General features: G+C 47.1%; 21 protein-coding genes. 11 read left to right on the top strand and 10 right to left on the bottom strand.

What is annotated here, in order from left to right:
* Window positions 1–9: 9 nt before the first annotated feature.
* Window positions 10–2,163: a fatty acid oxidation complex subunit alpha FadB gene (fadB, locus tag IE163_RS00100; protein ID WP_189429094.1), complete on the bottom strand. Its 2,154-nt coding sequence runs from the start codon at window positions 2,161–2,163 to the stop codon at window positions 10–12.
* A 206-nt stretch (window positions 2,164–2,369) separates the two neighbouring features.
* Here fadB and IE163_RS00095 point away from each other — a divergent pair, with 206 nt between their 5' ends.
* The 3 genes from IE163_RS00095 to IE163_RS00085 are packed head-to-tail and all read left to right on the top strand — an operon-like array spanning window position 2,370 to window position 7,129.
* Window positions 2,370–4,289, top strand: coding sequence for a transglycosylase SLT domain-containing protein (locus IE163_RS00095; RefSeq protein ID WP_229833374.1), 1,920 nt, complete (start codon window positions 2,370–2,372; stop codon window positions 4,287–4,289).
* A gap of 42 nt (window positions 4,290–4,331) precedes the next feature.
* Complete coding sequence (pepQ, locus tag IE163_RS00090; protein WP_189429093.1) at window positions 4,332–5,657, top strand: Xaa-Pro dipeptidase; 1,326 nt, start codon at window positions 4,332–4,334, stop codon at window positions 5,655–5,657.
* A gap of 20 nt (window positions 5,658–5,677) precedes the next feature.
* Window positions 5,678–7,129 carry a TrkH family potassium uptake protein gene (locus IE163_RS00085; protein ID WP_189429092.1) on the top strand — a complete coding sequence of 484 codons (1,452 nt, stop codon included), beginning with the start codon at window positions 5,678–5,680 and terminating at the stop codon, window positions 7,127–7,129.
* Window positions 7,130–7,171: 42 nt separating this feature from the next.
* On the opposite strand, the gene trkA is transcribed toward IE163_RS00085, so the two are convergent.
* Genes trkA through def form a run of 4 tightly spaced genes read right to left on the bottom strand, consistent with a single transcriptional unit; the run spans window position 7,172 to window position 11,327 of the window.
* Window positions 7,172–8,548 (bottom strand): Trk system potassium transporter TrkA, encoded by a 1,377-nt coding sequence (gene trkA / locus IE163_RS00080; RefSeq protein ID WP_189429091.1) that lies wholly within the window; start codon window positions 8,546–8,548, stop codon window positions 7,172–7,174.
* An 8-nt stretch (window positions 8,549–8,556) separates the two neighbouring features.
* Entirely contained in the window at window positions 8,557–9,858 is a 1,302-nt protein-coding gene (gene rsmB / locus IE163_RS00075) for a 16S rRNA (cytosine(967)-C(5))-methyltransferase RsmB (RefSeq protein WP_189429090.1), read from the bottom strand.
* Window positions 9,855–10,799 (bottom strand): methionyl-tRNA formyltransferase, encoded by a 945-nt coding sequence (fmt, locus tag IE163_RS00070; RefSeq protein ID WP_189429089.1) that lies wholly within the window; start codon window positions 10,797–10,799, stop codon window positions 9,855–9,857. The genes rsmB and fmt overlap by 4 nt, the downstream gene beginning before the upstream one ends.
* Window positions 10,800–10,811: 12 nt before the next feature.
* Window positions 10,812–11,327 carry a peptide deformylase gene (def, locus tag IE163_RS00065; RefSeq protein WP_189429088.1) on the bottom strand — a complete coding sequence of 172 codons (516 nt, stop codon included), beginning with the start codon at window positions 11,325–11,327 and terminating at the stop codon, window positions 10,812–10,814.
* A 125-nt stretch (window positions 11,328–11,452) separates the two neighbouring features.
* Here def and IE163_RS00060 point away from each other — a divergent pair, with 125 nt between their 5' ends.
* The 4 genes from IE163_RS00060 (at window position 11,453) to IE163_RS00045 (ending at window position 14,873) form a co-directional block, all read left to right on the top strand.
* Window positions 11,453–12,559, top strand: a complete 1,107-nt coding sequence (locus IE163_RS00060; protein WP_189429087.1) for a LysM peptidoglycan-binding domain-containing protein — start codon at window positions 11,453–11,455, stop codon at window positions 12,557–12,559.
* Between the two features lie 24 nt (window positions 12,560–12,583).
* Window positions 12,584–13,666 (top strand): DNA-processing protein DprA, encoded by a 1,083-nt coding sequence (gene dprA, locus IE163_RS00055; RefSeq protein WP_189429086.1) that lies wholly within the window; start codon window positions 12,584–12,586, stop codon window positions 13,664–13,666.
* A gap of 2 nt (window positions 13,667–13,668) precedes the next feature.
* A complete protein-coding gene (locus IE163_RS00050; RefSeq protein ID WP_189429085.1) occupies window positions 13,669–14,142 on the top strand; it encodes a DUF494 family protein in 474 nt (157 codons plus the stop codon).
* Window positions 14,143–14,327: 185 nt separating this feature from the next.
* Window positions 14,328–14,873 carry a DNA topoisomerase family protein gene (locus IE163_RS00045; protein WP_189429084.1) on the top strand — a complete coding sequence of 182 codons (546 nt, stop codon included), beginning with the start codon at window positions 14,328–14,330 and terminating at the stop codon, window positions 14,871–14,873.
* Window positions 14,874–14,939: 66 nt separating this feature from the next.
* On the opposite strand, the gene IE163_RS00040 is transcribed toward IE163_RS00045, so the two are convergent.
* Window positions 14,940–16,070: a 5-(carboxyamino)imidazole ribonucleotide synthase gene (locus IE163_RS00040; protein WP_189429083.1), complete on the bottom strand. Its 1,131-nt coding sequence runs from the start codon at window positions 16,068–16,070 to the stop codon at window positions 14,940–14,942.
* Window positions 16,067–16,558: a 5-(carboxyamino)imidazole ribonucleotide mutase gene (purE, locus tag IE163_RS00035; RefSeq protein WP_189429082.1), complete on the bottom strand. Its 492-nt coding sequence runs from the start codon at window positions 16,556–16,558 to the stop codon at window positions 16,067–16,069. Before purE ends, IE163_RS00040 begins: the two co-directional genes overlap by 4 nt.
* A gap of 113 nt (window positions 16,559–16,671) precedes the next feature.
* On the opposite strand from purE, the gene tsaC reads away from it, so the two are divergent.
* Window positions 16,672–17,226, top strand: a complete 555-nt coding sequence (gene tsaC, locus IE163_RS00030) for an L-threonylcarbamoyladenylate synthase type 1 TsaC (protein ID WP_189429081.1) — start codon at window positions 16,672–16,674, stop codon at window positions 17,224–17,226.
* Window position 17,227: 1 nt separating this feature from the next.
* Window positions 17,228–18,157, top strand: coding sequence for an oxygen-dependent coproporphyrinogen oxidase (gene hemF, locus IE163_RS00025; protein ID WP_189429080.1), 930 nt, complete (start codon window positions 17,228–17,230; stop codon window positions 18,155–18,157).
* Here the strand turns inward: hemF and IE163_RS00020 are convergent.
* Entirely contained in the window at window positions 18,154–18,576 is a 423-nt protein-coding gene (locus tag IE163_RS00020; RefSeq protein WP_229833373.1) for a group II truncated hemoglobin, read from the bottom strand. The genes hemF and IE163_RS00020 overlap by 4 nt on opposite strands.
* A gap of 28 nt (window positions 18,577–18,604) precedes the next feature.
* Here IE163_RS00020 and aroE point away from each other — a divergent pair, with 28 nt between their 5' ends.
* On the top strand, window positions 18,605–19,420 hold the full coding sequence (gene aroE / locus IE163_RS00015; RefSeq protein WP_189429078.1) for a shikimate dehydrogenase: 816 nt from the start codon (window positions 18,605–18,607) through the stop codon (window positions 19,418–19,420).
* Window positions 19,417–19,653, top strand: coding sequence for a DUF1488 family protein (locus IE163_RS00010; RefSeq protein ID WP_189429077.1), 237 nt, complete (start codon window positions 19,417–19,419; stop codon window positions 19,651–19,653). The genes aroE and IE163_RS00010 overlap by 4 nt, the downstream gene beginning before the upstream one ends.
* Here IE163_RS00010 and IE163_RS00005 read toward each other — a convergent pair.
* Together IE163_RS00005 and IE163_RS17690 are read right to left on the bottom strand one after the other, a co-directional pair.
* Window positions 19,650–20,183 (bottom strand): gamma carbonic anhydrase family protein, encoded by a 534-nt coding sequence (locus tag IE163_RS00005; protein WP_189429076.1) that lies wholly within the window; start codon window positions 20,181–20,183, stop codon window positions 19,650–19,652. The two genes, IE163_RS00010 and IE163_RS00005, sit on opposite strands and share 4 nt — an antisense overlap.
* 129 nt (window positions 20,184–20,312) lie before the next feature.
* On the bottom strand, window positions 20,313–20,530 hold a 218-nt coding region (locus IE163_RS17690; protein WP_229833372.1), incomplete at its 5' end, for a hypothetical protein.

Below are 20,530 nucleotides of genomic sequence, written 5' to 3'. Positions count from 1 at the left end.
CTCCTGCGCTTAAACCGGGAAGAAACGCTGGCCATTAGCAGCCATAGCGCGGGTGTTGTCTGTTACCTGATAAATCTCGCCCAAGTGGGCGTATTTATCTGCCAATGCTACAAAATTAGCTAGGCCAATGGTGTCAACATAACGCAATGGGCCACCGCGGAACGGCGGGAAACCTAAACCGTAGACTAAGCCCATATCGGCTTCAGCAGCACTGGCTACTATGCCCTCTTCCAGGCAGCGAATAGTTTCGTTAATCATTGGCACCATCACACGGGCAATAATCTCGTCAGCGCTAAAGTCTTGCTTATTGGCAGCAATGCCGGCTAAAAGTTCTAAGCTGGCAGCATCGATATCTTTCTTTGGTTTACCTTTAGCATCTTTGCTGTAGGCATAGAAACCTAAACCGTTTTTCTGGCCGTAGCGATTAGCGTTGAACATAGCGGCAACCGGATCTTTTTCCAGTTTAGCCATCCGCGTTGGGAAGCCTGCAGCCATCACATCAGTACAGTGATAAGCGGTATCTAAACCAACCACATCTAGCAAGTACGCTGGGCCCATCGGCCAACCGAATTGCTTCTCCATAACTTTATCAACCTGGGCGAAGTCGGCGCCATCTAATACCAATTTGCTAAAACCGGCAAAGTAGGGGAACAGCACGCGGTTAACAAAGAACCCTGGGCAATCGTTAACAACGATAGGTGATTTACCCATTTTCGCAGCATAAGCTACTACTGCGGCAACGGTTTCTTCGCTGGTGTCTTTACCACGAATCACCTCTACCAGCGGCATACGGTGTACCGGATTAAAGAAATGCATGCCACAGAAGTTTTGTGGCCGGCTTAAGTTCGCGGCTAATTGGTCGATTGAAATAGTTGAGGTATTAGAAGTTAAAATAGCGTCTTCGGCGATCAGGCCTTCTACTTCCTTTAATACGGCGCCTTTGATTTTCGGGTTTTCTACTACCGCTTCAACCACGATATCAACGCCGGCAACTTGCTCGTTACTGAGTGTTGGGGTAATAGAAGCAATCACTTTCGCCATACCCACCGCATCCAGCTTTTTACGCTCGACTTGTTTGGCTAGCAGTTTAGTGGCTTCGCTCATACCAAGCTCTAAGGCTTTATCTGCAATGTCTTTCATCACTACCGGCACGCCTTTAAAGGCCGACTGATAGGCAATACCACCGCCCATAATGCCTGCGCCCAGTACGGCGGCTTTTTTCACTGCTTTAGTGGCGGTTTTAGCAGCCTTCTTCGCTTTACCTTTAATCACCTGATCATTTAAGAACAGGCCAATTTGTGCGGTAGCCGCATCGGTTTTTGCCAATTTCGCAAAGCCAGCGTTTTCCAGTGCAATAGCGCCTGCGCGATCCAGTGTTGCTGCGGCTTCAATGGTCTGTACCGCAACCATAGGTGCTGGGTAGTGTTTACCGGCAGTAGCAAACACCATACCTTTAGCAGTGCTAAAGCTCATGGTCGCTTCGGTTTTATTTAGCTTAAGTGGCTGTAGTTTTACCGCACGTTTTTTCTGCCAGTTTAATTTACCGGCAATAGCATCTTCCAACATGCTAAGGCCCGCTGCTTGCAGTTTTTCCGGCGCAACAACGGCGTCAATCAGACCTTCTTTTTGTGCTTGTTCTGCACCACGGTCTTTACCGGTGGTGATCCATTCCATGGCGTTATCCGCACCAATAATTCGCGGTAAGCGCACTGTGCCACCAAAGCCAGGCATTAAGCCCAGTTTCACTTCAGGTAAACCAATACGGGTGGTGGTGTCAGCAACGCGGTAGTCACAGGCCAGGGTCCATTCACAACCACCGCCCAATGCAAAACCTTTAATGGCAACCACAGTTGGAACTGGTAGGTCTTCGCAATAGTCGAAGATATCTGAAGCGATCTTAATCCAGGGGATTAACTCGGCTTCTGGCCGTTCAAAGGTGGTAAGAAATTCAGTAATGTCGGCGCCAACAATAAAATTATCTTTGCCACTGACAAAAAGCACGCCTTTTAATGCCGGATCCGCGTGCAGCTTGGTTAAAGCTGCCTTACAATCGGCTAGAGTTTGTTGATCAAATTTGTTGACCGAACCTTGGGCGTTAAACGTAAACTGGGCAATACCAGGTTTTATATACTCAACCTGAATGCTGTTACTCTGGTGAATCATAAATATGCTCCTTGGTCGCGTTAGCTATATGATTATTCGCAACTGGTACGATGAGGGTATCTTAATCAGTGTGTCGTGCTTTAATGAAAATATCAACAGTTATTTAAACGGGTGTTTGAATTTTTGCTGGTGGAATCGTACAAAGTGTAAACCGTAGTAAACTATAGACGGGATTCTCCCGGCTAGGTGTTATTTGGAGTTATCTTGTGAAGCGCCTGACTATTTTTCTTGGTATTTTTCTTTTTAGTGGGGCTGCGGTAAGTGCCAGCATAGATGAGCAGCTGGAGCAACAGCGAAAATTATTTTTGCAAGTGGAGCGGCAGGTGAGCTCTGCTCCCCGCGCTCAAGTTGAGATTTGGTTGGAGCAGTTGCGGGGCTATCCGTTACATCCTTACATTCAGCAACGCTGGTTACAGCGTCGTTTAAATGATCATGACGAAATAAAAACCTTTTTAACTACGCATCAAGGCTCACCTATGGATTGGCCTTTGCGTAGGCCTTGGTTGATGAATTTAGCGAGTTCGCAGCAAGCGGAGCTTTTCCTAACGCATTTTCCGGGAAGCTCTGATGCAGAGCTAAGTTGCACGGCATTGCAACAACAGTTGCGCACTAAAGCTGCTGATAAAAAACTGATCTGGCGTGAAGTAGAAGCACTTTGGACAGTAGGTAAATCGCAACCGAAAAGTTGTGATCCGCTTTTTAGCCAGTGGCGCCAGGCTGAGCCGTTAAGGGCAGAGGTGGTGCTCAGACGTATTCAGTTATCTGCAGAGGGAGGTGATGTTGGCTTAATTCGTTACCTTAAAACCTTATTACCTGCCGATAGACAGTATCTGGCGGATATGTGGCAGCAAGTAAGAACGAATCCCGCTGTGATCGCCCAGCCGCGGTTCTTCCCCGGCAAGCAGGTAATAGAGCGCGATATACTGGCGTATGGTTTAAAGGGTTTAGTGTGGCGCTCACCGGATCAGGCCATCCAAACCTGGCAGCGCTTCGCTAGCGATCCTTATTTTACAAAAGCCCAGCGATTGGATGTACAGCGACAGTTTGCTATTGCGTTGGCCAGTAAGGGTGATAGCCGCACCGATGACTGGATGCGGCAATTGCCGGCAGACTCGCTGGATAGTAGCTTGGCACAGTGGCAGGTCGGGCATGCATTACGCGAGCTAAATTGGCCCAAAGTGCAGCAAGTTATTGAGAACTTTCCACCAGCGCTGGCAGCAGATGTAAATTGGCGGTACTGGTTAGCTCGCGCGCTGGAAGAACAAGATCAAAAAGCAGCTGCTGAAGCTATTTTTCGTGAAGTTGCACAGCGGCGGCACTTTTATGGCTTTATGGCTGCGGCTAAATTAGGGTTGCCGCCCAGTTTGGCGCATAATCCTGTGCCGGTATCTGATGAAGAGCTGGTATTAATTCAGCAGCATCCGGCGGTGCAGCGGGCACAAGAATGGCTAGCATTAGGGCGCTTGACCGAAGCGCGCCGTGAGTGGAATCACTTACAACGTTCGGTTACTGAGCCACAAAAACTGGCGGCAGCAAAACTGGCCGGTAAGCTCGAATGGCATGAGCGGGCTATTTTTACTTTAGCCGATGCCGGTTATTGGGATGACGTAGAGTTGCGTTTTCCATTGGCCTACAAAGAAGAAATCCAGCGTTTTGCTAGTAATGCTAAAGTGGATTCCGGCTGGGCCATGGCGATTGCCCGGCGCGAAAGCTCTTTTATGCCTGACGCTAACTCGCCGGTGGGGGCCCGGGGGTTGATGCAAATTATGCCAGACACCGCCAATTACATTGCAAAGAAAAGGGTGCAGGCATCTACGCTATACAACCCTATTACCAATATTGATTACGGTACTGACTATCTTAATTACTTAATGCGGCGCAATGACGGCAATTTAATTATGGCTACAGCGGCTTACAACGCGGGTTACAGCCGGGTGCGGCAGTGGATCCCGCAGGGCCAGCCGTTACCTGTCGATGTCTGGGTGGAAACCATCCCATTTCGAGAAACCCGTGAATACGTCAAAGCTGTTATGGCGTATTATCAAATTTACAATATTCGGCTGAATGAACCTATAGATGTGTTTCAGCCGCTATTGGGCATGCAGATTGGGACTGCAGGCAAATAATGTTATTATCGACTCCCCTTAACAGCAAAGAATAAGGTATTTATGAACCCTACTTATCAGCAACTGTACAAGGAACATATTGCAGAGCTGCAATTACGCACCAGGCAACTGCTGGCGCGCGAGAATTTAGATGCGCTGGTGATTCATTCCGGGCAAGCTAAGCGCAAGTTTCTGGATGATATGGACTATCCATTCAAAGCCAATCCGCATTTTAAAGCCTGGTTGCCAGTGGTAGATAATCCACATTGTTGGTTGCTGGTAGACGGCGTGAATAAACCTAAACTGATCTTTTACCGGCCAAAAGACTTCTGGCATAAAGTACCTGACGAGCCGAGTGATTTTTGGGCAGACTTCTTTGATATTCAGCTATTGGAAAAAGCTAATACAGTTGAAACGCTGCTGCCTTATGATAAGGCGCGGTTAGCCTATCTGGGTGAATATTTGGAAGTGGCTAAGGCGTTAGGCTTTACTGAAATAAATCCTGAGCCGGTAATGAATTATTTGCATTATCATCGCGCTTATAAAACGGCTTATGAGCATGCTTGCATGCGTATTGCGAATCAGATGGCGGTGGCAGGGCATCGCGCTGCTGCGGCTGCTTTCTATGCAGGTGGTAGCGAGTTTGATATTCAGTTAGCTTATTTAGCGGCGGTAGGGCAAAGTGAAAATGAAGTGCCGTACGGCAATATTATTGGCCTAAATGAGCATGCGGCTATATTGCATTACACCGCACTAGAGCGGCAAAAGCCGGCACAGCATCATTCTTTTTTAATTGATGCGGGTGCTGAGTTCCATGGCTATGCCGCTGATATTACTCGTACTTACAGCTTTGAGCAAAACAATGAGTTTGCCAGTTTAATCAAAGCGGTAGAGCGGGTACATTTGCAGGTTGTTGATGCCATTAAACCAGGTATTAAGTACACCGAGTTACAATTTTTAACTCATCATCTACTGGCACAGGTGCTGATCGATTTCGATTTTGTGCGCGACAGTGTCGAGAGTATTGTCGATACCGGTATTAGTAGTACCTTCTTTCCACACGGCGTTGGGCATCACCTCGGGTTACAGGTGCATGACGTAGGTGGCTTTATGGCCGACGAGCGTGGTACCCATATCGCTGCGCCAGAGCAGCATCCGTTTTTACGTTGTACCCGGCTAATTGAACCGTCTATGGTATTTACCATTGAGCCAGGCCTATATTTTATTGAGAGCTTGTTAACTGATTTAAAGCAAACGCCGCAGAGTAAAGTGTTAAACTGGCAAAAAATCGATGCTTTCCGTCGTTTTGGCGGTATTCGTATCGAAGACAATATTATTGTGCATCGTGAGCGCAATGAAAATATGACCCGCGAGCTGCAACTGCCTTAATTGGCACTGAAAAGGACACTATGCAATATCGCTCTATTATCCGTATATTGGGGATGCTGATTGCGATTTTCAGCATCACTATGGTGCCGCCCGCGTTGGTGGCTTATTGGTATAAAGACGGCGCTGGTGTCCCTTTTATCCTGTCATTTCTGCTTTGCTTGGCCATAGGTTTTGTTATTTGGTATCCAAATCGGCAATACCGTGATGAACTGAAAGTCCGTGACGGTTTTTTAATTGTCGTATTGTTCTGGACGGTACTGGGAGCTGTAGGTGGCATTCCCTTTGTGCTGGCCGAACACCCGAATATGGGTTTGGCTTCGGCCATGTTTGAAGCCTTTTCTGGTTTAACCACCACAGGTGCCACAGTGCTAACTGGCATCGAACTGTTGCCAAAGGCTATTCTTTATTACCGCCAGCAACTGCAATGGTTGGGGGGGATGGGAATTATCGTCTTGGCCGTTGCCATCTTGCCTTTATTAGGGGTAGGGGGCATGCAGCTATACCGCGCTGAGACACCTGGGCCGGTAAAGGATAATAAGATGACCCCGCGTATTGCCGATACGGCTAAGCATCTTTGGTATATTTACTTAGCTATCACGGTAGCGTGCGCGCTGGCTTTTTATCTGGCTGGCATGTCTTTTTTTGATGCTATTTGCCATGCCTTTTCCACAGTGGCAATAGGCGGATTCTCTACTTATGATGCCAGTATAGGGCATTTTGATAGTGCTACTATTAATGCCATTTGCGTGCTGTTTTTATTGATTAGTGCGGTTAATTTTCCACTGCACTTTGCAGTTATCCGTGGTAAAAGTGTCAGCACTTATTTTCGGGATCCTGAATTTAAAACTTTCTTGGGTATTCAGGCCGCGCTGGTGCTGATTTGTTTCCTGGTGTTGTTACATACCAGTGTCTATGAAAGTGGTTTAACGGCGCTTAATCATGCTGCCTTCCAGGCGGTGTCTATTTCTACTACAGCGGGCTTTGCTACTGACGGTTTCTCTGCCTGGCCATTGTTCTTACCTATTTTACTCATCTTTTCTAGTTTTATTGGTGGCTGTGCCGGCTCTACCGGCGGTGGTATGAAGGTGGTACGGGTTTTACTGTTATTCAAACAAGGCGCGCGGGAACTCAATCGTTTGGTACATCCTCGCGCTATCTATGCCATTAAATTAGGGCGTCGCCCGGTTGAAGATCGCATAGTGCAGGCTGTTTGGGGCTTTTTTGCGGCTTATGCGCTGGTATTTGTAGTGATCATGCTGGCACTGATCTTTACTGGGTTGGATAATATTACCGCATTTTCTGCTACTGCGGCTTGCTTAAATAATCTGGGTCCTGGCTTGGGAGAAGTGGCAGCACACTTTGGGAATATCCCGGATGCTAGTAAGTGGATTCTCATTATCGCAATGGTATTTGGCCGCCTTGAGATTTTTACCTTATTGGTATTATTTACTCCGGCTTTTTGGAAAGATTAAGGCTTGCCAGGCAAGCCTTAAATCGATAAAGAGATTAATAGCCTAGATAAAAATTGCGCTGACTTGGAACAGCTTTTCCACTTCAACGATGTGCTTTTTATCGACCATAAACAGAATGATATGATCATCCGTTTCAATCCTGGTGTTATCGTGCGCTATTAATACTTCTTCTGCGCGAACAATAGCACCTATGGTAGTACCCGGCGGCAGCTTAATTTCACCAATGGTTTTACCTACTACCTTGCTGGTGCTACTGTCGCCATGGGCGATAGCCTCTATAGCTTCTGCGGCGCCGCGGCGAAGTGAGTACACATTAACTATATCACCGCGCCTAATATGCGTTAGCAAAGCCGAGATGGTGGCTTGCTGCGGCGATACAGCAATATCAACTTCTCCGCCCTGTAATAAGTCGACGTAGGCGCCGCGTTTAATCAACACCATGGTTTTTTGCGCGCCCATCCGTTTCGCTAACATGGCCGACATGATATTGGCTTCATCATCGTTGGTTACGGCAATAAAAACGTCAATTTGCTCAATATTTTCTTCTTCCAGTAACTCAGGATCTGAGGCATCGCCAACATAAACTACGGTGTTATCCAGGCCGCTGGATAAAAACTCCGCCCGCTCTTTGCTGCGTTCAATCAGTTTGACACTGTGCGTTTTTTCAAGTGCTCTGGCTAAACCAAAACCGACGTTACCGCCGCCGGCAATCATAATGCGCCGGTAGCTGCGCTCCAGCTTTTGTAGCTCGCTCATCACCGCCCGGATATGTTTAGTGGCTGCCACAAAGAACACTTCATCATCGGCTTCAATAATGGTGGTACCTAAGGGCTTGATGGCGGTACCACGGCGATAAATAGCAGCAACCCGGGTTTCGATATGTGGCATATGCTCTTTTAGCGCCGACAAAGCATGGCCAACCAGCAAGCCACCATAGTAGGCCCTTACTGCGACTAAACTGACTTTCCCTTCGGCAAACTCCACCACCTGTAAAGCACCCGGATAATCAATTAAACGGCGGATATAATTGGTCACCAGCGCTTCCGGGGCAATAAAGTGATCCACCGGCATATCGTCTTTGTGGAACAGTTCATCCCGATATTTCAGGTATTGGTTGGTGCGAATACGGGCGATTTTAAGTGGCGTATTAAACATACTGTAGGCCACCTGACAGGCCACAATATTCACTTCATCGCTATTGGTTACCGCCACCACCATATCAGCATCTTCGGCACCGGCTTTGCGTAATATGTCTGGGTGAGAACCATGGCCATAAATCACCTGCAAATCAAACCGATCTTGTAAAGCCCGCAATTTATCAAGGTTGGTGTCTACAATAGTGATATCGTTCTGCTCGCCCACTAAGTTTTCTGCCAGGGTGGCACCGACTTGTCCAGCACCCAGAATAATGATTTTCATATTGCGCCTTAGTCTCTGGTTTTCTTATGCAGTAGTGCGAAGAAAAATCCATCTTGTTCTTGCTCGCCCGGTAATATTTGCCAGGTTGTCGCACCGCTGGCAATTGCAATGGGCAACAATTGGGCATCGTCTTGTTGCGCCAGAAAATGGCTGATCTGCTCGCTGTTCTCAGCAGGTAAAATACTACAAGTGGCATAGAGCAGGGTGCCACCAGGTTTTAACAGCTGCCAGGCTTGTTGCAATATTTGTTGTTGCAACGCTACTAACGGCGCAATATCAGATTTTTTACGCAGCCAGCGAATATCTGGATGGCGACGAATCACTCCAGTAGCCGAGCAGGGCACATCTAATAAAATTCGATCGAACAACTCACCTTGCCACCAATTATCGGTATCCAGAATATCGGCAGCAACCACCCGGGCGTTGAGTTTTAACCGCTCCAGATTGTGGTAAACGCGTTCCAAGCGCTTAGCATCACGATCCAGTGCAGTCAGTATTAACTCAGGGGTTTGCTCCAGTATATGGCAAGTCTTGCCGCCGGGCGCGCAGCAGGCATCTAGCACGTTATCACCGGGTTGGGCATTAAGTAATAGCGCGGCGTGCTGCGCGGCAGCATCTTGTACTGAAAACCAGCCAGCTTCATAGCCTGGTAGAGCAGTTACATCACGAGCCTGTTCCAGTTTTATCGCCACGGGTAAATAACTGAAAGGCTGGCTACAAGCTATCTCTGCTTGGGTTAACTCAGAGACAAATTCAGCAGGGCTAATTTGTTGTTGGTTAACACGCAGCCAAAGTGGCGCTTTCTGTTGGTTGGCGGCTAAGATATCTTGCCAATATTCTGGATATGCCTGTTGCACCGCTGCAATAATCCAGCCTGGGTGATTAAATTTAACGGCATCACTGGCAGCAGAAAAATCAAACAACGCTGGCTGGCGCTGGACGTTACGTAGTACGCCATTGATTAGCTTGGTCAGGCTCTGGCCTTTTAAACTACGTGCCGCCTCTACGGTTTCGCTAATGGCTGCGTGGTCAGGAATGCGCATAAATTGCAGCTGGTAAATACCGACATAGATTAAAAACTGCAAAGGTCGCAATTGCTTAATCAGCGGTTTACTCATCAGTTGCTGACAAACCGTTTCCAATTGCGGTAGTGTGCGCATCACGCCAAAACAGATTTCTTGTAATAAGGCTTTATCTGGTGCAGAAATGAGTTTTTGTTGGGCCTTGGGCAAGACGTCAGAGAGTGATTTACCCTGGTCAACGACCTGAAAACAGGTTTCTGCTGCAAAAGCGCGAAGTTGTGCACTCATAATTGCTGCCCTGGTACCAGCCAATCAGCGCGGCCATTTAAAAAATCCGCAGCAGACATGGGTTTTTTACCGGGCGGTTGCAGTTGTGTAATCACCAGGGTTTGCTGTTGACAGGCAATGTAGATGCCGGTTTTATCGGCCTTAATAATTTGCCCTGCAGCGGCGGAATGCTGCTCAGAGCTTACTTCTGCTTGCCATACTTTAACTGTGCCCTGTGCTAAATCTAAATAACTTGTTGGCCAGGGATTAAAGGCGCGAATTTCCCTTTCTAAAGCCATCGCACTCTTTGTGAAATCGAGCTTTGCCTCGTCTTTGTGCAATTTTTCGGCGTAATTTGCTTCTGCATCGTTTTGCACTGTCGCTTCTCGCTGCAGTTCAGGTAACTGTTCTAATGCTGCCAACAAGGCTTTCGGCCCTAGCTCCGCCAGTTTGCCGTAAAGTGAGGTACTGGTATCTTCTGGGGCAATAGTGCAGCTGGTTTTACTTAACATAGCGCCGGTATCCAGACCTTCATCCATCTGCATAATGGTAACGCCCGTTACGGCATCGCCCGCCCAAATAGCTCTTTGGATAGGCGCAGCACCGCGCCAGCGAGGCAATAGCGAGCCATGCACATTAATACAGCCCAGGCGTGGTGCAGTGAGTACGGCTTTAGGTAAGATTAAGCCATAAGCTACCACAATCATTAAATCAGCATTCAGGGCGGCTAGCTCTTGCTGGGCCGGGGCTTTCTTTAACGATTTTGGTTGATATACCGGGATTTGCTGGGCAAGAGCCAATTGTTTTACCGGGCTGGGTTGTAGTTTATGGCCACGGCCTGCAGGTCTGTCGGGCTGGGTATACACAGCGACCACCTGATGGTTGCTGTCAAGTAACGCCTGCAAATGGCGGGCAGCAAAATCCGGTGTACCGGCAAAGATTATTCGAAGAGGTTGTGTCACTTTAATTCCTGTTTATAGCGCGTGGCGCTCTGCCAGTTTGGCTTCTTTTTCTAATTTTTTGCGAATTCTGTCGCGTTTTAATGGCGATAAATAATCGATAAAGAGTTTACCAATTAAATGGTCTAACTCATGTTGTAGACAGATAGCTAATAGACCGTCGGCGTTCAATTCGAACCAGTTGCCATCTTGATCTTGGGCTTTTACCGTGACATTTTTTGCCCGTGATACCGACGCGTAGTTCTGAGGAACAGACAAACAGCCCTCTTCGTAGCTGGTTTCGCCATCATGTGCGATAATCTCTGGGTTAATTAACACCAAGGGGTTATTGCGGTCGTCTGATAGGTCAATAACCACGACGCGTAGATGGACATTAACTTGCGTGGCTGCTAAGCCGATGCCGTTTTCATCGTACATCGTATCGAGCATATCATTCACCAGTTGCTTTATTTCTGGTGTTACTGCGGGTACTGGCTTGGCGATAGTGCGCAAGCGCTCATCGGGATAATGTAAAACTTTTAAAACTGTCATAACACCTACAAAAGTATGCTTTAATTAGTTCGCTGTGGTATGTTTTAATTTTAGCCATTATTACGCAGCAATAACAGCTTAGTATGTAATAATTACAAAAGAGTATAGGTTTAAAGGATGCTGGCATGCTGAAAAAAACGATATTGATACTGGCGGCCTCACTATGTTTGTTTACTACCTCGGTTTTTGCAGACGTGTTAAAACTACGCCCGAATGCGCCGGCAACCTATATAGTGAAACCCGGAGACACGTTATGGGATATTTCCGGGCTTTATCTGGAACATCCTTGGCTATGGCCTGAGCTGTGGCAAGTTAATCCACAAGTTGAGAATCCGCATCTGATTTACCCAGGTGATGTATTGTCTTTGACTTACGATAGCGAAGGGCGTCCGCGCTTGGCAATAAATAAACGTATTGTTCGTTTATCACCGCAAAGTCGCACTAATCATAAAGCGCCTGATGCGATTACCACCTTACCACTGGGCATTATTAGACCCTTCTTAACTTATGAACAGGCTTTATCACAAGCTCAAATTGATGCTCTGCCTTATATTCTGGGCAGTGATACCGCTTCGAAGAGTGCAGCCGAAACCCATACTTTGTACGTAAATAGCCAGTTACAAGAGGGCGCTGGTTATGCAATCTATCGGCAAGGGCGTCCTTATGTGGATCCTGAGAGCGGCGAGACCCTTGGTTTTGAAACCAAGTTGATTGCCAGCGCCAGAGCGTTTCGCAGTGGGCAGGCTGCAACCGCAGATACCCAGCTGGTACCTGCTTCCTTAAAAGTGCTTAGTGTGATCCGGGAAATTAGACAAGGTGATAGGGTTATCCCAGCCTATGACAATCAATTACTACCTGCTCATTTTTTAATGACTAAACCGGAGCAACCGGTAGAGGGGCGTATTATTGCTACTACCTCGGATTTGCGAGAATTTGCGAAAATGGACATTGTTGTTTTAAATCGCGGAGAACAAGAATTAAATCCAGGTCATGTGCTCGCCATCTATCGCCAGTCGCCCGCTGTAGTCGATGGTCGTAATGGTCCGGTATATTTAGAAGATGCCACAAAATTACAAAAGGTAATGCGTGATTTTGGCGGCGATGCCATAACGATGCCGCAGGAAAAAGTGGGTGAGTTAATGGTATTTAAAGTCTCTGAAAAAGTCAGTTTTGCTATTGTTACCCAGACTTCACGCCCAATAAGGGTTGGAGACTATATCGGTAATTTATAGCCGTTAACATGGAGCTAGTGTGCTATGGATACGTTGCACAACTGGCTCGCTATAGCGAGTGTTGGTCTTGGTGGCCAGCGGTACCTGCAGCTAAGTGAGCATATGAGTTTGGCTGAGCTGGTCGCTTTACCTGCCAGTACGTTACAGCAAATTGGTTTTACCCAACGACAAGCTCAATTACTTTGTTATGAGGCTTCAAGTTGGGTTGACCAAGCACTACAGTGGCAAGCCGAAGCGCCAGACCATCATATTATTCCTTTTGACCATCAACTTTACCCACCGCTATTAAAAGAAACCCGTCAGCCACCCTTGGTACTATTTGTTAAAGGCGCTGCCGAGCTATTATGCCAACCACAGATGGCGATGGTGGGGAGTCGATCGCCTTCACCTACAGGGCGTAAGGTTGCCAGACAGTTAGCCGCAGAGTTAACCCAGACCGGTATCCTGGTCACGAGTGGTATGGCGCGGGGCATTGATAGTGAGTGCCATCAGGGTGCGCTGCAGGCGGGTGGAAAGACGTTAGCGGTGTTAGGGCATGGTTTACGGCAGGTATACCCCAGCAGCAATAAAAGATTAGCCGCTGATATTGTGCAAGCCGGAGCACTTGTTTCTGAATATTTTCCAAATATTCGGGCCCGAGCTGAATTTTTTCCGCAACGAAACCGTATAGTAGTAGGTCTAAGTATTGGGACAGTGGTAGTTGAAGCGGCTTTAAAAAGTGGCTCACTCATTAGTGCGCAGCTGGCAGTTGATTACAATAGAGAGGTGTTTGCGGTAGCGGGGGCCTTTTATAATCCTCAGGCCGCAGGTTGTCATTACCTGATCCAACAAGGGGCTAAACTTGTTACCAGCGTGGCCGATATCTTGGAAGAGCGAGCGCTATTTGTGGATAATGGCCTGTTAAATCAGTCGGAAAAAAATATTACATTAGACTTGTGCAGTAAGCAGTTGTTAGATAACTTAGATGAACAGCCGATACCAGCAGATTTATTAGCTGAGAGGGTTGGCATAACAGTGACAGACGTATCCATTGCCTTACTAGAGCTAGAACTAGCAGGTAAGGTGGCAGCAGTACCCGGTGGTTACATTATAGTGAGGAGTACCTGATTATGTTTGATATCCTCGTTTATCTGTTCGAAAACTATATTCACAATGAAGCTGATATTTACGTTAACCATGCTGACTTAACTAAAGAGTTAAGCAAAGCGGGTTTTCATGATAATGACATCTTCCGTGCGCTTAAATGGTTAGACCGTTTATCTGCGTTACAGGAAAATCAAACTAAACCCTATTTATCCAAAGCAACCAGCAATGCTACCCGCATTCTTACTCTAGAAGAATACCGGAAAATTGATACTGAAGGTCAGGGCTTCCTGATGTTTCTGGAGCAGATCAATGTGCTTGACGCCACTACACGTGAGATGGTTATCGATCGTGTGATGGATTTAGATAGTAATAGCATCAGTCTGGAAGATTTAAAGTGGGTGGTGCTAATGGTATTGTTTAATGTACCTGGTCGTGAAAACGCCTACGCCCAAATGGAAGATCTGCTGTTTGATGAACCCGAAGGTCCACTGCATTAGTAGTGTGTATACTTTGGTAAACCTGAGTCTATATTGCATACGCTTAAAAATTTGCGCTTAGATTTTAGTACAAACTAACCGCATTATACCCGAAATCATTGTGTTCTCAGGTGGGCGACTGGGAAGTAAATTCGCTCCACCTGCAATGATGACGGGTATAATTAAGCAAAGGTAATAAAGCTGTTATGACAGACCATTCACCCTTATTCTCGCTGGCACCACAGACTGAGCCATGTCCGTTGTGCCAGCAGCCTTTGGTTATTCGCTCTGGCAAAAACGGCCCTTTTTTAGGTTGCAGTGCTTATCCTAAGTGCCAGTATATTAAAGCGCTACACCAGCACGAAAATACCATAGTTAAAGTGTTAGAGCAGGAACCTTGTCCAGAGTGTACTGCACCACTGGCAGTAAAGAATGGTCGCTACGGTATGTTTATTGGCTGTACTAATTATCCGGCGTGTCATTTTATTGTGCATGATGAGCCTGAATCTGTTAATACGGTTAAATGCCCTAAATGTAAAACGGGTCAACTTACTGAGCGTTTGAGTAAGTACGGTAAAACCTTCTGGGGTTGTGATAAATATCCAGATTGTAAGTTCTTATTAAATGATACGCCGGTAGCGGGCACATGCGAACACTGTGCTTTTCCGTTATTAGTGCAGAAAAAGTCGGGATTATACTGTGCGGCTAAGGCGTGTCAGCGTAAACAGTCGGCAACGATAGTAGCCGACTGACGCTTATTGAGCTTGAAGATGCAACAGCCTTTGCTGCATCCTCATCTGGTTATACTTAGGTTGTGCTTAAATGCGTTCTAGCATTTGCTCCAATTCAGGAAAGGCAGTAGCTGGCAGTTGATCAATCAACTTCGCAAACACAGCTTTAAGCTCTGCGCTGCTATTTGCTGACAAGTTGATATGCCCCATTTTGCGACCGGCTCTTTTGGTTTTTCCGTACCAATGCAACCCTAAAGCTGGCAGCGTAAGGATGGATGCGGGTATGGCATCTTCGCCTAAAATATTTACCATCAAGGTAGGCCTAACTAACGCCGTGCTACCTAAAGGTAAACCACAGACTGCCCGTAAATGATTAGCAAACTGACAGCAGTCGGCTCCTTGTTGCGTCCAATGGCCCGAGTTATGCACTCTTGGCGCGATCTCATTAACCAGCAGAGTGCCTTGAACCTCAAAATATTCAATTGCCAGCACGCCAACATAGTTCAGGCTATTTGCTACCGCAGTAAACATTTTTTCCGCTTGTAATTGTAATGCCTGAGTAACTGGCCGAGCCAAAGAGACGCTAAGTACGCCATTGACATGATGGTTTTCAGTCAGCGGGTAAACTTTGACTTCACCATTACTGCTGCGTGCGCCCACTAAAGAAACTTCGCGCTCAAAGCGAATAAATTGTTCAGCGACAATTGCCTGCTTACTATCGGTAGCTAAGAAAGCGGCCATTTGTTGCCAAACCGCTTTGGCATCGTCTGCCGATTTTAAACGCCACTGGCCTTTGCCATCGTAGCCAGCCAGAGCGCTTTTAAACACTAAGGGTAAGCCGAGCTCTGCAATGGCAGTGTTAAAATCGGTTTCTGAGTTAATAATGCGATAAGCAGCGCTGGCTACACCGGCGCTTTGTAACAATGCCTTTTCTAAGCGTCGATCACCACCAGCTTTTATGGCCTCGGCACCCGGTAAAAACTTACCGCTTTGCTGACATTGTTCTAATACAGGCAAAGGAATATGTTCAAACTCAGCGGTTACCACATCGGCCGCTGCCAGTGCCTGTGCCAAACCACTGCCGAGTTGTGCTTGGGTTAATGGATGCACAATAGTGTCAGTATTGACATCATAGGCACTGATATTGATATTAAGTGGTGCACCAGCCAGCGCCATCATTCTGGCCAGTTGTCCGGCACCGAGAACTAATACATTCATAGCGTTACCTGTGATGGATCGGGCTGACTTAAGACTGTTTCAGTTTGAGTAGCACGAAACGCATCAATTTTCGTCAATAAGTCTGCATTACTGGTCGCCAAAATTTGTGCTGCTAATAAGCCGGCATTAGCTGCTCCGGCGTCACCAATAGCTAAGGTGCCTACTGCAACACCTTTAGGCATTTGGACGATAGAGAGGAGCGAGTCCAATCCTTTTAACGCCTTAGATTGTACCGGAACGCCCAATACAGGTAGGCTAGTAAAAGCGGCGGCCATACCTGGCAGGTGAGCTGCACCTCCGGCACCGGCAATAATAACTTTTAAACCACGAGAGGCGGCCGCTGAGGCATAATCAGCTAAAAGTTGTGGGGTGCGGTGAGCAGAAACCACTTTTGTTTCATAGGCAATGCCAAAACGGTCCAGCATATCTGCTGCATGTTTCATGGTAGGCCAATCTGACGTTGAACCCATGATAATACCAACCTGCATAGTGGTTTCCTTTGTGAACTTGATGAAGTCGAGGGTTTAAAGGGTTATTATAACGCTCATCGGGTTATGAATAAACGTTTAGTCATTAACACAAAGACGACGGATAGGAAAAAATGACATCCATAGCAAACGCAATTGAGCAGCTCAATGCTGGTGAGGTTATTGCTTATCCCACAGAAGCCGTATATGGCTTAGGTTGTGACCCCGACAATGAGCAAGCAGTATTAAAGTTGCTTGCTATTAAGCGGCGCCCTCTAGAAAAGGGCTTAATCTTGGTGGCGGCTACGTATTCACAATTATTGCCCTATATAAATGATAAGGCGATCCCGTTAGAGCGCCGTTACCAGATTTTTTCCAGTTGGCCAGGGCATATCAGTTGGGTTTTGCCTGCCAGTGCTGGCGCACCGGCTTGGATCACCGGTAAATTCGAGACGATAGCGGTGCGGGTAAGCGCGCATCCTTTAGTGCAGCAACTTTGCCAGGTTTATGGCAAACCTATGGTCTCCACCAGTGCTAATTTGGCCGGTGAGCCTGCCATTACCGATTATCAGCAACTGTTAACCAGCATCGGCCTTAAGGTAGCTGTGATAGTTGAAGGCGCTTTAGGCGGCGCCTCTCAGCCCAGTCAAATTCGTGATGGTGTGAGCGGCGAAATACTCAGGAGTTAAGATGGCAAAGCATTCAGAACAATTGCAGCAGGTGCAAGCCTTTCTTATGGCATTGCAGGACAGTATTTGCCAGCAGTTAGAGCAAGCTGATGGTGGCGCACACTTTGTAGAAGATGCCTGGCAACGGGCGGAAGGCGGTGGTGGCCGTAGTAGAGTTTTGACTGCAGGCAGCGTATTTGAACAGGCGGGGGTAAATTACTCTCATGTCTATGGTGCGCAAATGCCCGCGTCTGCTACCGCTCATCGCCCCGAATTAGCTGGGCGTAACTTTAATGCGTGCGGTGTATCGCTGGTGATTCATCCGCATAACCCGTATTTGCCGACCACCCATGCCAATGTCCGTTTTTTTATTGCTGAAAAAGAAGGTGAAGCTCCCGTATGGTGGTTTGGTGGTGGTTTTGACTTAACGCCATTCTACCCGTTTGAAGAAGATGTCATTCATTGGCATCAAACCGCAAAGGATGCGGTTGAGCCTTTTGGTGCGGAGTACTATCCACACTATAAAAAATGGTGTGACGACTATTTCTATTTAAAACACCGCAATGAAACCCGTGGTGTAGGTGGTTTATTTTTTGATGATTTAAATGCGCCAGGTTTTGAGCAAAGCTTTGCGTTAATGCGAGCGGTGGGTGAGGCCTTTTGCCAGGCTTATTTACCTATAGTAGCTAAACGCAAAGACATGCCCTACGGCGAGCGCGAGCGACAATTTCAGTTATATCGCCGTGGGCGTTATGTCGAGTTTAACTTGGTGTATGACCGTGGCACCCTGTTTGGCTTACAAAGTGGCGGTCGTACTGAGTCCATTCTCATGTCGATGCCGCCATTGGTGCGCTGGCAGTATGGTTATCAACCCGAGCCGGGCAGTGCTGAAGCGCTCCTATACGAGCGTTATCTAAAACCGCAAGACTGGCTGTTACAGCAAGCCGATTAACAGTTAATCATATGGCTCGCCAGTTGCCCAATCGACTGGCGAATGCCTTCCCGTAGCAGCTTATCTGTTACGACTTCATCCAGCGCCTTATTCATACAAAACATCCACTCATCGCGTAGTTGTTCATTCACGGTAAAAGGCATGTGTCGAGCCCGTAATCTGGGATGACCATATTTTTCTTCAAATAACGCAGGGCCACCTAGCCAACCGGATAAAAACTCGAAGAATTTTTGTCGAATAGCATCTAAAGGCAGAGGGTGAATAGCATACAGCGCTTTCGCTTCTGGCGCGGTTTCCATAATATCGTAAAACCGATTGGCAAGGGCTCTTACCGCCGTTTCGCCGCCCATCAATTGATAGGGCGTCTGTTCTGGTGTCGGATGTGCCTTGCTATTTGTGGTACTTTTATTAAAAATCATCTGCACTAACTTCTTAAAAGGCATTATTGTGGACCGTTACGCTGTGTTTGGTAATCCGATAGGGCACTCAAAGTCCCCTTATATTCATCAGCAGTTTGCATTGCAAACCGCTGAGTCATTGAGCTATGAGGCTATTCTAGCACCGGTAGCGGGTTTTGCCGACAGCTGGCGTACCTTTGTTAGCGAGGGTGGCAAAGGCGCTAATGTTACCGTGCCGTTTAAAGAGCAAGCTTTTGCACTGGCCGAGATTTTATCTGAGCGAGCGCAACAAGCCGGCGCGGTTAATACTCTTTATATAAATAGTGAAGGTAAGTTAGTAGGTGATAACACTGATGGTATTGGCTTGGTGCAGGATCTTGAGCGCCTTGGAGCAAAACTTACTAATGCCGCTATATTATTGCTCGGTGCGGGTGGCGCAAGTCGCGGTGTCGTGGGGCCACTATTACAGGCAGGGGTTGCGAAAATCGTTATCGCAAACCGCACAGTGGAAAAGGCGCAAGCTATCGCTGCCAGTTTTCCTGCATCGGTAATAGCCGCTAGCCTGGATGCTATTCCTGAGCAGCCGTATCATCTGGTGATCAATGCCACCTCGTCAGGTTTAACTAACGAGCGTCCTGAATTTGGCAGTAAACATCTAAGACACTGCCAATTGGCGTATGACATGCTATATGGTGCTAAACCAACGGCATTTTTAAGCTGGTGTAAAGAGCAGGGTGTACCTGTGCAGGCAGATGGTTTGGGTATGTTAGTTGCACAAGCTGCAGCAGCCTTTTTTATTTGGCGTGGTAAACAGCCAGACATTACCCCCGTACTTACACAATTAAAGGCGCAGCTTAGTCAATGAACCAACAATTAATTTTTAATAACGACTTTTACTACGCTGTAGATAGAAACGCCGTCGGTTTTAGCTGTCTGGTAGCGGGGTTAAAGGTCGATTGTTTTATTCCTCTCCCGGTTCAGGATAAAGCAGAGCAGTTCTTATTGCAGGTAAAAGCTGAGGCTTTTACCTGGGAAGATAAAGCAGAGTTAGCTATCGCGACAGATAGCTATAATGGAAAAGGTGAGATCTGGCTTTAAACTTCTGCCAGATACTCATCTTTGAGTTGGACATAATTCACAGCCGACTCTTTAAGAAAGGCAAACTCAGCTTCTGTTAATGCTCTGGCTTGCTTAGCGGGGCTGCCCACATATAAGTAGCCGCTCGCTAATCTTTTACCTGGCGGCACCAAACTACCGGCACCGATGATAACGTCGTCTTCTACTATTACATCATCCATGACAATAGCACCCATACCAATCAAGATCCTATTCCCTAGCGTGCAACCATGTAGCATGACTTTATGCCCCACAGTAACGTCCTCTCCGATAATAAGTGGCGAACCAGCTGGTTTACCTTTACTCGGGCGAGATAAGTGCAGCACAGAACCATCTTGTATATTAGTTCGTGCGCCTATGCGTATATAGTTAACATCGCCGCGAGCGGCTACTAAAGGCCAGATGCTAACATCTGCGGCTAATTCGATATCACCCACTAACACGCTGGAAGCATCAATATAGACTCCGGCGCCCAGCTTTGGCGCTATCCCTTTATAAGTACGTAACGTCATATAATCCTCCTGTGTCGACATATTATGCAGCAAACGTGGGAAAAAGCTGCACTTCGCTGAAATTTTCTGCTAACGATATAAAATAATAGGTTTTTATTAAAAAGAGGCTTGCACCAATTCTAAAACGCCCTATAATGCGCGCCATGCCACGGGGCGCTGCGCTAAACGAGAGTGAAGCCGGTAACCGGGTGAGAGCAAAAATCTTTTAAAAAGACGCTTGACAGCAAGTTTAAAATCACTAAAATGGCCGCCTCGCTTCAGGGCGCTAATGAAAGCCTCGAAAAGCAGAGTGAAGCAAGAAGTGAAGTAAAAAGTAGAGTCGAACGTGACGAAGAGTTTTAAAAAGA

Origin of the sequence: Alishewanella longhuensis (assembly GCF_014653435.1) — a bacterium.
Taxonomy (GTDB): Bacteria; Pseudomonadota; Gammaproteobacteria; order Enterobacterales; family Alteromonadaceae; genus Alishewanella; species Alishewanella longhuensis.
This window is presented reverse-complemented; position numbering and strand designations above follow the sequence as displayed.

Excerpts from the sequence above, each read along its gene's own strand:
- fadB (WP_189429094.1), bottom strand. The coding sequence starts at position 2,163 with ATGATTCACCAGAGTAACAGCATTCAGGTTGAGTATATAAAACCTGGT.
- pepQ (WP_189429093.1), top strand. The coding sequence starts at position 4,332 with ATGAACCCTACTTATCAGCAACTGTACAAGGAACATATTGCAGAGCTG.
- IE163_RS00085 (WP_189429092.1), top strand. The coding sequence starts at position 5,678 with ATGCAATATCGCTCTATTATCCGTATATTGGGGATGCTGATTGCGATT.
- trkA (WP_189429091.1), bottom strand. The coding sequence starts at position 8,548 with ATGAAAATCATTATTCTGGGTGCTGGACAAGTCGGTGCCACCCTGGCA.
- rsmB (WP_189429090.1), bottom strand. The coding sequence starts at position 9,858 with ATGAGTGCACAACTTCGCGCTTTTGCAGCAGAAACCTGTTTTCAGGTC.
- def (WP_189429088.1), bottom strand. The coding sequence starts at position 11,327 with ATGACAGTTTTAAAAGTTTTACATTATCCCGATGAGCGCTTGCGCACT.
- IE163_RS00060 (WP_189429087.1), top strand. The coding sequence starts at position 11,453 with ATGCTGAAAAAAACGATATTGATACTGGCGGCCTCACTATGTTTGTTT.
- dprA (WP_189429086.1), top strand. The coding sequence starts at position 12,584 with ATGGATACGTTGCACAACTGGCTCGCTATAGCGAGTGTTGGTCTTGGT.
- IE163_RS00050 (WP_189429085.1), top strand. The coding sequence starts at position 13,669 with ATGTTTGATATCCTCGTTTATCTGTTCGAAAACTATATTCACAATGAA.
- IE163_RS00045 (WP_189429084.1), top strand. The coding sequence starts at position 14,328 with ATGACAGACCATTCACCCTTATTCTCGCTGGCACCACAGACTGAGCCA.
- IE163_RS00040 (WP_189429083.1), bottom strand. The coding sequence starts at position 16,070 with ATGAATGTATTAGTTCTCGGTGCCGGACAACTGGCCAGAATGATGGCG.
- purE (WP_189429082.1), bottom strand. The coding sequence starts at position 16,558 with ATGCAGGTTGGTATTATCATGGGTTCAACGTCAGATTGGCCTACCATG.
- tsaC (WP_189429081.1), top strand. The coding sequence starts at position 16,672 with ATGACATCCATAGCAAACGCAATTGAGCAGCTCAATGCTGGTGAGGTT.
- hemF (WP_189429080.1), top strand. The coding sequence starts at position 17,228 with ATGGCAAAGCATTCAGAACAATTGCAGCAGGTGCAAGCCTTTCTTATG.
- IE163_RS00020 (WP_229833373.1), bottom strand. The coding sequence starts at position 18,576 with ATGATTTTTAATAAAAGTACCACAAATAGCAAGGCACATCCGACACCA.
- IE163_RS00010 (WP_189429077.1), top strand. The coding sequence starts at position 19,417 with ATGAACCAACAATTAATTTTTAATAACGACTTTTACTACGCTGTAGAT.
- IE163_RS00005 (WP_189429076.1), bottom strand. The coding sequence starts at position 20,183 with ATGACGTTACGTACTTATAAAGGGATAGCGCCAAAGCTGGGCGCCGGA.